This window comes from Natrinema soli (assembly GCF_028618695.1).
Genome location: NZ_JAQIVI010000297.1, coordinates 52,020 through 64,327, shown reverse-complemented (window position 1 = coordinate 64,327; position 12,308 = coordinate 52,020). Strand labels below are relative to the sequence as shown.

At 59.6% G+C, this 12,308-nt stretch carries 7 protein-coding genes and 5 pseudogenes; 7 read left to right on the top strand and 5 right to left on the bottom strand.

The genetic code is table 11. From position 1 onward, the window contains the following. Positions 1–8 precede the first annotated feature (8 nt). The gene (locus PGX04_RS17975; protein ID WP_273739770.1) at positions 9–449 is read right to left on the bottom strand and encodes a gas vesicle protein; all 441 of its coding nucleotides are present in this window, start codon (positions 447–449) and stop codon (positions 9–11) included. Between the two features lie 374 nt (positions 450–823). Next, positions 824–991, bottom strand: a pseudogene (locus tag PGX04_RS17970) (ISH3 family transposase); the annotation flags it as partial. Positions 992–1,055: 64 nt separating this feature from the next. Here PGX04_RS17970 and PGX04_RS17965 point away from each other — a divergent pair. From PGX04_RS17965 to PGX04_RS17945, 5 genes and pseudogenes are all read left to right on the top strand, one after another. Continuing rightward, entirely contained in the window at positions 1,056–1,460 is a 405-nt protein-coding gene (locus PGX04_RS17965) for a zinc ribbon domain-containing protein (RefSeq protein WP_273739769.1), read from the top strand. 184 nt (positions 1,461–1,644) lie between these two features. Further along, positions 1,645–3,514: pseudogene (locus PGX04_RS17960) on the top strand (cation:proton antiporter domain-containing protein). A 169-nt stretch (positions 3,515–3,683) separates the two neighbouring features. Then, positions 3,684–4,556, top strand: coding sequence for a transcription initiation factor IIB family protein (locus tag PGX04_RS17955; protein ID WP_273739767.1), 873 nt, complete (start codon positions 3,684–3,686; stop codon positions 4,554–4,556). Further along, positions 4,553–4,867: pseudogene (locus tag PGX04_RS17950) on the top strand (prephenate dehydratase domain-containing protein); the annotation flags it as partial. The gene PGX04_RS17955 and the pseudogene PGX04_RS17950, both read left to right, overlap by 4 nt. A gap of 949 nt (positions 4,868–5,816) precedes the next feature. After that, the gene (locus PGX04_RS17945) at positions 5,817–6,653 is read left to right on the top strand and encodes a DUF92 domain-containing protein (protein ID WP_273739766.1); all 837 of its coding nucleotides are present in this window, start codon (positions 5,817–5,819) and stop codon (positions 6,651–6,653) included. Positions 6,654–6,747: 94 nt separating this feature from the next. On the opposite strand, the gene PGX04_RS17940 is transcribed toward PGX04_RS17945, so the two are convergent. Beyond that, the gene (locus PGX04_RS17940) at positions 6,748–7,269 is read right to left on the bottom strand and encodes a universal stress protein (protein ID WP_273739765.1); all 522 of its coding nucleotides are present in this window, start codon (positions 7,267–7,269) and stop codon (positions 6,748–6,750) included. Between the two features lie 252 nt (positions 7,270–7,521). Here PGX04_RS17940 and PGX04_RS17935 point away from each other — a divergent pair. Further along, a pseudogene (locus PGX04_RS17935) lies at positions 7,522–8,712 on the top strand (RNA-guided endonuclease InsQ/TnpB family protein). A 152-nt stretch (positions 8,713–8,864) separates the two neighbouring features. On the opposite strand, the gene PGX04_RS17930 reads toward PGX04_RS17935, so the two are convergent. Both PGX04_RS17930 and PGX04_RS17925 read right to left on the bottom strand, forming a co-directional pair. Continuing rightward, positions 8,865–9,875, bottom strand: coding sequence for an MBL fold metallo-hydrolase (locus PGX04_RS17930; protein WP_273739764.1), 1,011 nt, complete (start codon positions 9,873–9,875; stop codon positions 8,865–8,867). A 504-nt stretch (positions 9,876–10,379) separates the two neighbouring features. Next, a pseudogene (locus PGX04_RS17925) lies at positions 10,380–11,373 on the bottom strand (IS630 family transposase). 138 nt (positions 11,374–11,511) lie between these two features. On the opposite strand from PGX04_RS17925, the gene PGX04_RS34705 reads away from it, so the two are divergent. Next, the gene (locus tag PGX04_RS34705; protein WP_425498449.1) at positions 11,512–11,787 is read left to right on the top strand and encodes a DUF7344 domain-containing protein; all 276 of its coding nucleotides are present in this window, start codon (positions 11,512–11,514) and stop codon (positions 11,785–11,787) included. Positions 11,788–12,308 lie beyond the last annotated feature (521 nt).

Below are 12,308 nucleotides of genomic sequence, written 5' to 3'. Positions count from 1 at the left end.
CCGGCGGTTCATCGGTCCGCCCCGTCGACACCGGTCGGTGGTCGTTCCGCCTCGATCGACTCCGTCGGCCGGTCGTCCCGCTCCGTGAGTTGTTCATCTTCCGTCTCCCGGCGCTTCGAGCGAGCGCTTCGCCAACCACACCACGGACACTCGTCATCGAGCAGGACCTCCTTCTCGACCCGTTTCGCACACTGCGGGCACGTCTCGTTTCGGGCTCGAGCTTCGGCGTAGGCTTTCGTCTCTTCTGTCCCAGCCGGAAACTCGAGGCCGTACTCTGCCGCTGTTTCGAACGACGCCAGCGCCGCCCGTACCTTAATCCCAAGGAGTTCTGTTCCGGCGACATCGATCGTGACGTCCGCATTGATGACCAGCCCCTTATCGAGGATGCGATCGACGGCACCGGCGAGTCCAGTCTCTGATTCGTGGGTGTTGGTGGCTTCGATGCTCATGAACGATCGTTCATTCACCAGTCCAGCACCAGCACGGAAAAGGTCAGAGCACTAATTTGCAAGGAGAGCGGACGGCCGTATTCGCTGATGGTGCTCCTGCCATGAGAAGTGGTACTCGGATCTGCATTGGTCAAGAGGACAACGAGGGGGGACACAACTTGCCAGACGCTCATCCAACAATGGTAGACGTTATAAGAATGAAGTTTCAGTGCTTCACAATGCGTCTTGGCTGACTACTTCTGAAGTATAAGTTCGGACGATCAAGGCGAGGAGGAGCTATTGCTACGGGGCCGCCACAGCAGGAGCAGCGAAGGGCGTCGCAGTCTGCGGCGTTTCGCCGCCGACGCGACAGCGATACCACTCACGAGGAGGGCTCACTCGGCCGGTGATTGCCGCTGGCATCGGTCATCCGGTGGCCGGTTCGCGGGGACAGCCCGACGCACTGCGAGAACCGTCTACGCTGCCCGCATCATCATCTCGATGAATTCCTCGAACGGCCAGTGCCAGAGGCGACGCCCGCCACGGCGGGGCGTCGCCACGTACTAGATAGGGTAGTACGAACCGGACAGGAAAAGGTTAATATTGACTGGCTGGTTAGTCAACGGTATGGGCACGGAAACGTCCGAACGGCGACCGTGGCTCGCGTTACTCCTCGGAGCACTCGTCACCGGGTTGGGGCACGTCTATCTCCGCCGCTGGCGGCGCGCAGCCGGGTGGGTTCTACTCGCAGTCGGTGTGGCGTGGGTATTCGTTCCTCCCGAAGCACTACAATCGATCCAGTCGAGCACGCTCTCCGCCCTGCTTGCTGTCGTCCCACTCCTCCTCGTGAGTGCCCTCAGTCTTCTTAACCTGTACGTGCTGACTCGAATCCAACAGCAGCCTACAGCTATGCAAGCCACCGAGGAACACGACGATACCCTGACGTGCCCGAACTGTGGCAAAGAGACCGATCCGGACCTACAGTTCTGCCAGTGGTGTACGACCCGCTTCAATCCTCCGGAGGAATCGTAGGGATGCGTCTGCTGGACACCGATACTAACTCGAACTCGTTTTACAGGGGTGTCCAGCACCGAGTTGACAGCGTGGCTGACAGGGGCGAGACCGAACCCCGACACCAGGCACGCCCAGGGAGGAATCAGTTAGTCTGCCGCACGCACGTCCACATAGCTGACCGACGAACGGATCGGCTAATACGATGAGTGGGTCAGCGTTGCTCCCGGTGGTCGCTATTCTCGGGGCGGGGGTTGCCGCTCAAGTCATCGCTGACCGAGTCCAGGTTCCGAGTGTGCTGTTCTTACTGCTTGCCGGCCTCATCATCGGACCGACGAGGCTCGGGCTCGTGACGCAGGCGACGTTCGGCGGTGCGTTACCGACAATCGTCGGCCTCAGTGTGGGCCTGATCGTATTCGAGGGCGCGTTCCATTTGACACTCGATAAACTCCGCGAGGCACCAACCGAAACGCTCCGCCTGGTGACTGTTGGAGCCGGACTCGCCTTCGTCGGGACCGCGCTCGTGGTTCGCGTCGCCCTCGGCGTCCCGCTGGATCTCGCGTTGCTCATCGGCGCCCTGCTCGTTGCGACTGGCCCGACCGTCATCACCCCTATTCTTGATGTGGTGCCAGTTCGAGATCGCGTAGCCGCTGCACTTGAAACGGAAGGGGTTCTCAACGATGTCACGGCCGCAATCCTCGCCGTCGTCATGTTCGAACTCGTCGTGACGCGAGATGGGAGTGCGGGCACCCTCGTGCAGAGCTTCGTCAGCCGGCTTGGTATCGGCATCCTCTGCGGCGTCCTTGTGGCCGGGATTGTCGGCTATCTACTCCGCCACGTCGACCTCTCGGCGGATAACGCTCCCCGGAACGCCAGACTCATTGTGCTCGTCGCCGCCTTCGCGGCCTATGGGGGTGCTGAAACCCTTGCCGGTGAGGCCGGGATCGCTGCCGCCGCCACGGCTGGCATCCTCCTCGGGAACATGGACCTGCCCTACGAGGACGAAATCGCGGCATTCAAAGGCGACATCACGCTTCTCGTCCTCACGTTCGTGTTCGTCGCGCTCGCAGCCCTCGTGTCGATCCGGGATCTCGCCACCCTCGGAATCGGCGGCCTCCTCGTCGTGGCAGCCGTCGTTCTCCTCATCCGGCCCGCGATCGTATTGCTTGCCACGCGAGGCGGCCGGTTCACGCGACGCGAACAGGTGTTTCTCAGCTTCGCCAACCCACGGGGAATCGTCCCTGCCAGCGTCGCCACACTATTTGCGATTGAACTCCAACCGACGGCGCCAGCCGCCGCGACGACCCTCGTCGGAACCGTCTTCCTCGTCATCGTCGCGACGGTCACCCTCGAAGGCGGGCTCGTCCGCCACCTTGCAGAACGACTCGACATCATACCCATACATGTACTCATCATCGGCGGCGGCCGAGTGGGCCGTGAACTCGCCACCCGCCTCAACGACCGTGGGGAGAACGTCGTCATCATCGACAAGGACGACGAAGCAATCGAACAGGCCCGCAAAGCCGGCTTCACCGTCGAGGCCGGCGATAGGGCCGATACGGACGTCCTGCGCTCGGCTGGTGCAGCCAACGCCAAGATCGTCGCTGCAGCCACGCGTGACGACGACGTGAACCTCCTCGTCACACAACTCGCAGAGACGACGTTCGGGGTCGACCAGATCGTCGCACGCGTCAATACTCCCGACAACGTCGATGCGTTCGAGAAGTTGGGCGTTCGGACGATTTCGGCCGGACTCGCGGTCGCGTGGGCGATGGATAACGTCATCGAACGACCGGCACTGACGACGTGGATGACCGGACTGGGCGAGGATGGCGACGTCCAGGAGGTCGAACTCACTGCTGACGACCTCGTCGGCAAAACAGTGGCCGAGGTCGCACGGGAACTCCCGCATAACTGCATGATCGCACTCGTCGGCCGCGACGGTGAGTCCAATCTTCCTGACTCCGATATGACTCTCGCGCACGGCGATCACCTGACGCTCATAGGACAGAAAAGACGCCGTGAGAACCGCCCTCGACCGCTGTCAACCTACCGCCACCGGCGAACTAGCATGACGCTCGACACCAGTTCCACTGTGACCGTGAGAAGCCACCCGGTATGGCGATGTCGCGGAAGCTGTCGATATACATGGCAGAGTCTGAACGGTGGTGATCCCGACGATAGCAGGGGCACACACCCACCACGTTCACGGGCAAATACACAACAGTTCGAGGTGTTCCACTGGTGTCACAACCAACGGACACACTACAGACGGCTCTCGAAGCGGTGACTGACCAGATAACGCGGATTGCGACGGCCCTCGGTCTCGGCAACCCAGTCCGGCAATCCGCAAAACTCCTTGCTGAGGAACTTGCTCAGCACGAGCTACGAATCCCCGCACCTCAACGCACCGCCGCCGCATGCCTGCTCATCGCGTGCCGGCTCCGGGGGGAACCGGTTCGAGTCACCGTCGTGGCTGAGCAGACGTCGGCGACGAAGGCGAACATACTCAACGAGATGCAGCGACTGTCGAACGAACTCGACATCGGGATTCCACTCGACGACCCGAAGGCAATTATTGAGGCGGCCTGCCGCGAGCTTGCCCTCCCCGCGACCGTTCGTAACCGGGCGATCCGCCTCGCCGACATCGGTGCCGAGGCCGGCGTCACGAGTTGGGTCTCTCCGTACACGTACGCGGCCGCCGTCCTGTATATCGTCTGCTCGCCGCTCGACGAGGAACTTTCCCAGGCTGAGATCGCAGCGCATCTCGACGTGTCGACTGCAACCCTTCGCGATCGTCGCGACGATCTGCTCGAAGCGACAGGCAACAAGCTATTCGACCTCCAATTCCCGGATGCGCCTGCTGGGGGCGCATCCGACGTGGACGACCTCCTGCACGTGGCCCGGACGGCCGACTGGGCAACCAACAAGCGGTTTCTAGGACTGCTCGCAGGCGCGTGGTTGTACGCCGCGCGAACGTACGATATCCCCACCAGTGCCGCGGACCTCGCAGCGCTCACCGGCGTCAGTGAATCCACGATTCAGGACCGATACGAACAGTTCGGCGAGCACATCGACACGACTTCCACGAGCGCGACCGAACTTGATCGACCATGACCGCTGGCACACTCGGCCCAGCCGGGACGTGTTCACATCGCGCCACACAGGCGATTGCAGACGAGATCGAGTTCCATGCGCCGGTCACGCAGATCGTCGAGACAGTCACGACCAGCACCCACGACCGAGGTATCATCCCCATCGAAAACCGTATCGAAGGCAATGTAACCGAGAGCCTGGACGCGCTCCATGACGTCGTCATCGCAATCGTCCGTGAGCTCGGGACACCAATTCGGCATGGCCTCCTCGCCCACACGCCCGAGTTCACCACGGTCGCCAGCCATCCGCAGGCAATCGCACAGTGTCGAGCGTTGGGAGACGACGTGTTCTATCTCGATATCGAAGCTGGCCTCTCCGAAGATCGCCTCCAGGCCGCCCTTGATACCGTCGACGACCGCATCTCCGAGGGGGGTCCGCCAACTCGATTCCTACGACCGAATGCACGTCCGTCCGGAAGACAACGACGGATGCCTCGTCATCGAAGGGGGGCAACAATGACCCACCGGTGGGAACCATGAGCCTCCTCGGGCGACTCAAACGCCTTCTGCCGTCGCGACGTTCGGTGATTCATTATCGATGTGCGAAGTGTGGCGAACGAGTCGTGTATCGTGCGGATGTCAGCGACCCAGACTGCCCGTACTGTACCCCCACAGAGTTGATCGATCTCGATGAATAAACCCAGTGCCCAATGCAGCCCCACCGGCTACGTCACCGTAAGCGCAATGTGGGCGGCAGCAATCACTAAACCGATCTGGTTCATACCCGAACCATGCCCACAAGCACCGTGATCCGATGAGTATCGATCCAAGCACGAGACGAGTGGCACTGCTCTCGATCGTTTCCGTTCCGATCTCTGCCATCGGGCGCGCTGTAGCCATTCCGCTTACACTCGTGGGCATCCTCTCGATGATGTCACTGACCTCGAATCGAGGGCTTCCCCGATTCATCCCATGGCAGCCGTGGCGTGATGACCAGCAGACCGCTGCAGTCATCGGTGTGGCGGCTGTGCTTGGCCTCCTGTCGCTACTAGTTGGCCGACCCCTATATCTGCCCGTCACCGCACTCCTCGTGTATGGCTGTGGTACACTCGGGGCGACGGCGGTATCCGTTCTGCCGAGGAAATCAACACGGTCGGTACTTGGCTTCTGTGCTGGCTCATGGACGGCGAGTCTCCTCGGCCAGCTGGTCTATCATCGTCTCACAGGAGGGCTCCCAGTACCCATCGCTGAACCCGTGGTTCTGTCCACGGTCGGGACACTCGTGGGGGCACTCGCATACGTTGTTCTTCTCCCCGGCGACGAGTGGCTGAGCCTCCCCGTCGTTGCTGGCTCGCTCTGGCTGGTTGAGCTCGGTATCGGGCCACTCCAGCCAGTCCTCGTCCTCGTTGCGCTGGGCCTCACGATCACGTTCGGAGCGGTCGCTCTCCGACTCGACGTAGCGACCGTGTCTGGCGCCCTCGCTGGCGGGCTCTGTCTCGTCGTGACAACTGTTCTGGGCGGTATTGAATGGGCGTTCGTCCTCCTCGCGTTCTTCGGAAGCGGTAGTCTGTTATCGCGCGTCGACCCCCCGCGAACGCAACTCCCACATCTCTCAGACCCATCGGATCAGCCACGGTCAGCTGGAAACGTCCTGGCAAACGCGGGTGCCTCGACCGGTGCCGTGGTGCTGTATGCGCTTGCCGACCCCGTTCTGGGAGCCGATCCGCGTGCACTGGTCTTCGCGTTCGTTGGCGGGATTGCGGCAGCGACGAGCGATACCGTCGCCAGCGAAATCGGCGAACGATACGAGCACGCCTGGCTCATCACCTCGCGTGAACGCGTGGACTCGGGCACCGACGGAGCAGTATCGATCCCGGGCACACTCGCCGGAATCAGCGGTGCCGCGACGATTGCCGTCTGTGCAACGCTCGTCTTCACGCCCCTCGTGCTAACTGATGGATTGCTGTTGACCGCGATCGGGACACTCGGCATGCTTCTCGATAGTGTTCTTGGGGTCACTGTCGAAGGCCGATGGATCGCGAACGATGGGGTGAATTTGGTGGCAACGACAACGATCGCACTCAGTAGTGCCGTCCTCGTTTGTTCACCCATATACTGAACGGGAGTCACAGACGGCCTCCGGGCACACCGCGTACTGTGAAAGTCGGGGATTCCGCCCATTCGTATCAGGAGATGTCGGCTACCCAATTCCGTTATGTTTCGTCGTTCTGCTCGTGGACTGCGAGGACGGGCGTTGTTGCGCGCCGGAGGACTCGTTCCGTCGTACTTCCGAGGAGATACCGCTGGACGCCACGGCGCCCATGGGTCCCCATCACGATGAGGTCGATATCCTGCTCGTCGACGTATGTGAGAATCTCCTCATCGGGGTTCCCCCGTCGGACCGCCGTGACGATGTCAACGCCGCGTTCGGCTGCCGTCGCCCGGATGTCCCCGATCGCGTGTTCGCCGACCGCTTCGAACCGATCGAAGAGTCGGTGGACATCGGCGTCGAGACTCACCTCATTGAGACTCGCATCGGTTGCGGGTTCGGCGATCGCCGCATCGTCGACAACATACATGACGTGAATCGTCGCATCGGTTAGCCCAGCAATTGTGCGTGCCTCCTCGAGCGCTCGGCGCGCCAGCTCGCTGCCATCCGTCGGAACCAAAATCCGTGAATACGCCGAGTTATTCATTCCGCTCACTCCATCGTCGTCGGTGTGAGTATCAATCATTGTCAGTACTTCGGTAGTGCACCGCTCACGGCATATACCTCGTTCACGATCGCATCCCGCTCGGCTTGCCAGGTGTCGAAGCCGGCGGTTTCGAGGCGGAGCCTCCGGCCTCAAGGAGCGAGGACTTCCGACGCCGGTCGGAAGGACGACGCGAGTAGGCCGGAGAGGAAGCCGACAACTCCGCAACAGACCACGGACCGTTGTCGCCCTTTCTCCCCGACATTAATAAACTACCAGCCATACATCTGACGTATGGAGGTGCGGCGCACTGTCCCGGTCAAACTCGACGTGGGCAGTGAAGACGCCGCACTTCTCCGAGAGACAGTCGATGAGTTTCTGTGGGCCGCTAACTACGTCATAGACCACGCATGGCAGGGTGAATACAAGACCACGAGCAAGGCCCAGTTGCAGGAAGAAACCTACGACGACGTGCGTGAACAGACGCGGTTGCACGCGAATCTCGTGCAGAACGCTCGCAACAAGGCCGCCGACGCCGTACAGGGCGTCGTCGCTCGCTGGAAGCAAGGTGAGTACGCTGGCAAACCACACTTCTCGAAGCCGACAGTGGTGTACGACAAACGGTGTGCGACCTTCCACGACGAGTCCGTGTCGCTGGCAACCGTCGATGGACGTATCGAAATCGAGTACGTCCTGCCCGACGAGGACCGCGACACACCTCACAGCCGGTATCTCGACAACGACGACTACGAGGTAACGGGGGCAGAACTCTACCACAGAGACGGCGAGTGGTTCCTTCATCTCCGCACAAAGGCGGAGATGGAGTCCGACACGCCGGAACAGGCAACGACTGGGCACAGCACAGTCCTCGGCGTTGACCTCGGCGTGAACCAGCTCGCAGTTATTTCGACGGGCACGTTCTGGAGCTCCAGTCGGTGGGTCGGAAAGAGACGGGCCGGTTCAAGATGATGCTTCACCGTATTGCGAACGGCGTCATCGAAGAAACCGTCGAGAACGGTTGTACGGTCATTGCCTTCGAGGCGTTGACCGGCATCCGCGATCGCCTCTCGGGTGCATCGTGGGGGGCACAAGTGGGCGTTTGAGCGGTTGTACGAGTACGTCGAATACAAGGCCGAACTCCACGGCATCGACGTGGAGCAGGTGGACCCGGAGAATACGTCACGCCGTTGCTCACACTGTGGGTTCACCCACCCGGACAACCGCGACGGCGAGGACTTCGAGTGTCTGAAATGTGGCTACGAGAACCACGCCGACTACAATGCCGCCAAGAACATCGGACTGCGGTATCTCCGCCGTAACCAAACTGGGGATGGCAGAGGCGCACCCGTAGGCGTGCGCTTGAATCGCGGGATGTTGAACGCGAGCGGAGGATATGAAGCTCCTGCCGGGAATTCCGGCCAGAGCGGGAGTCCACGCGAAAGCCCTACCCTCAACGAAGCGAACGGCGAAGCCGTGAGCGAGTAGGGTGGGGTAGTTTACATTGGAATCTCAGAATCGCGAGTACTGGCGGATCATGCCCAGCAAAGCATGATACATGAGTCCAGCACATCATATAAGGTGGCCAACACCAATATCGGTTGTGTATGTCGTGTGTATGAACTCTCCTACTTCTCTGTCTAATCTCTGATCGCGAGTGGCCACGTATCGACGTCGCTGTCGAGCTCAGCTCGAACCTCGTCCATGACACGGTACGTGCCATCGACGCACTTGACGTCCCCCTGTTGCTGGAGGTGTTCGAGGTGGGCGTACGCTTCACCTGCGCCAACGAGGATGTGGAACTCGTCGAGTTCGCCGAAGAGTTCGGTGCAGACTGTCCAGACATCAGCAGGCCCGATACGGCCCAGAATCGACAGGACTCGACCCGCACGCTGTTCATGGTGTGCGATGATCTCGCGTGCACGATTCGATGGCTGTGCGATCGGTGTCTGATGTCCTGGCCACCCGCATTCGTAGTCGGCTGTGTTGAGGAGACGGAGGGACGAGAGGTACCGATTGAGCGGTTGGTCTAATCGGGCGTCAGTCCCGCCGACATTTGGTGTGTAGTTCGGCAAAAGTGTGTCACCAGTGATAATTTCCTGTCTCCCCGTGGCGTCAGTCGTGTTCCTCTCAAGCGCAAAGCAGACAGATCCGGAAGTATGGCCCGGTGTATGGCGGACGTGAAGAACCTGATCGCCGATGGTGAATGTCTCACCGTCTCCGAACGTCGTCACCGACGAAAGCGAGGGGTACTCGGCGACGGCCGCTCGTTCCCGATGTGCAAACAACTGTTGGCGTTTCGCTGCTGGTACTCCCCACGATTCTAGTCGTGACTCTTGCATACTCGCGAACGACGTCCACGCTTCCGCGTCGCCCTTGACCAACGGTGCATCGAGTTCGTGGATACGTACCGTGGCTCTACTCGTTTCCTGGATCAATCCCGCGAGGCCCGAGTGATCGGGATGCCAATGCGTAAGGAATACTTCGTCGACGTCGGCGAACGTTACTCCGTGGTTCTCGAGGGCAGCCCGGAGGTCCTGCTCCCGAGACTGTTCTCCCGTATCGATAAGCACTGTCGCAGTAGCAGTATCGAACAAGTAGACGTTGTTGGCGCCTTCGAGGTCGTCGTTCTCTAAGGAAATTCGCTCCATTTGCTGTGAGGTTGTTGCTTGGTCGATGTGAACGTTACCATGCGAGCCCGGAACTGAACGAATCTGGGTCGAGACGAGTCTGCAACGATCCACACTGGTAAGAATTTACGTGTGAGGAGTCGGCCTTGCTATCGAGCGTGGCTAGTTTCATCGAGTGCCGGCTTCCTACCCGTCCTCAAGGGTCAGGGCCTCCGCCTCGTACCGCCTGTGAACAGTAGAATGAGTTTGATCGAGTGTCGCGAACCGGTGATCAGTGGGCGGCCTTAGAAGAGCGTGTGGACCGGCTGCAGCGGTGGACGTCATCGACACGTTTCTCGAGGAAAAGCGGGTGTTGGAGCGCGACCTCGTGCGGTCACGCAGGGAGTCGTGGAACTGGAAGCGATCCTCGAGGAGAGGTAACTAGTAGGGTTTCCCGGTGCTACGTCGCGTTTCCGCTGAAGCAAGAGGGTAGGAGTGCCCCTCCGGTGCTACCTCAGGGTGAACCTTCATGGACTATAGTAGGAGTTAGAAATAGTTGCTCACTTTGGGAATGGAGAGTTGATCAAGAGCGGTATCGATCGCTGTTGTGAGCTCAGAAAGTGAGTCAAAGAACCGGTTGCTAAGAGCTGATTGCAGCTGTCTCCAGCACTCTTCGACTGGATTGAGTTCCGGTGAATACGCTGATAACGTGACGAAGGCGAGGTCGTCACGGGCCGCCAGGTCCGTGACGGCTGACGCCTGGAAATACGGCGCTCCATCCAACACGACGATCAAGTTATCTTGGAACTCGTTACATAATGCGAGAATGAAATGTTTCGCATGTGCGGCGGTTACGTACTCTTCGAATCGAGAGAAAAAGCGATCACCGTCCTCGGTGATCGCGCCCAAGAGACACGTCCAGTCACGTTGCCCGGACAATTCGACGGCCGGCCGCGTGCCGCGCGGAAACCACGCGGCTCAACTTGCACGGATTTCTTGGTTTGATCGATACAGACTACTGTGGCGTCCATCTCCCGCCGCTTTTTTTCAGTTCTTCGTGGAACGTCTCTTGTTCGTCAGCCTCAGCTTCAGCGGCTGTGCGGCGTGGTTTTTGATAACTCAATCCCACCTCTTTCAGCAACCGCCGGCAACTCGGGATTGAGTACTCGACATCGTAGGTCTCGTCGAGATACTGCTGGACGAGCGCCGGCGTCCACGCCGGCGCGTCAACCCCAACTTCTTTCGGTGAGTCGTGGACAGCTTCTTCGAATTCTTGTTGCTCTTTTTCCGAGAGCTTTCGCTTTCTCCCAGATCGGTGAGCATCAGTGACAGCCTGTTCAAGCGACTCGTCGGTGTCGAGTCGCGTGAGCCAGCTATAGATTGTGCGTCGCTGAACGTCGTACCACTCGGCCAGTTCGGTCTGTGTAACGCCGTTTTTGTACGCTATTGCCGCTAAAAGTCGTTGTGCCGGCTTCTTTCCCTCCACATTGTCGAGGGCAACTTGCAATTCCTCGACAGAGATCTCGTCGAGATGATCCACTACACTTAGCAACAATCTTTGAGTAGAAAGTTCTAACGGTTACTATAGTACCACATTATCGATGGTGAAGGTATTATTGCATCTGACTCTAATCGTGACAGTGACGAATCAATCAGTAGGATAGGGTCACAATCAGATATGCTGGGGATTTCCCTCTCGGTGGATGCCGTTTTCGAGGTGCTTGCGCATCATCATCGCCATGTTCTCTTACGGTTTCTGAGTAATGCCCCGGAGCGTACGGCGACCGTTGACGAGGTCGCCGCGCATCTCATGAAGCAGGAGGCGCAGCGGATAGGGGAACAGCCAGGCCGTGATCAGGTGGAGATGGCGATTCACCATATTCATCTGCCGATGCTCACGGAGGTAGGCATCGTGGAGTACGATGTGCGGTCAACAGAGTTGCGGTACTGGTAGCACGACCAGGTGGAAGACCTGCTCGAGTATATCCAGTCGTACGATACGGACTGAGGCGCAGTATGAATACGACTGCGGTTACCACGAGAGACGGGGAAAGCAGACACGGTCGACGGCTACTTTGCCCGGTCCCCTTCAGGTTGGTGTCGCTCTTACCGTCACAGGAACGTTTATCTCCTTATCGATCGCTGTCGTTTAGCACAGAGGTGATCCACCAATACAATACTCTCCGCTGATGATCAGCGGGTTTTCGATTGGATCCTTGCCATGGTGCTGCGCCATCAACTCGTAGCTCCGCATTGATCGCTCTGCCGGGTCCCTCCTCGTTTTCGTCATGTACGCCGATGATGCTGCAATCGCGTGCTCTCTAACTGATAAACGAAAGTGTTCCTCTGATGACTGTTTGGACTGAAAGACCGTGGCCAACAAAGCTATGCGGTGCTGGTGGCATCGCCTACGTGGCGAGGAGCGCAGGTTCGGTCGTTGCCCGATGGAACCTGTTCACCATCCGAGACAGTATC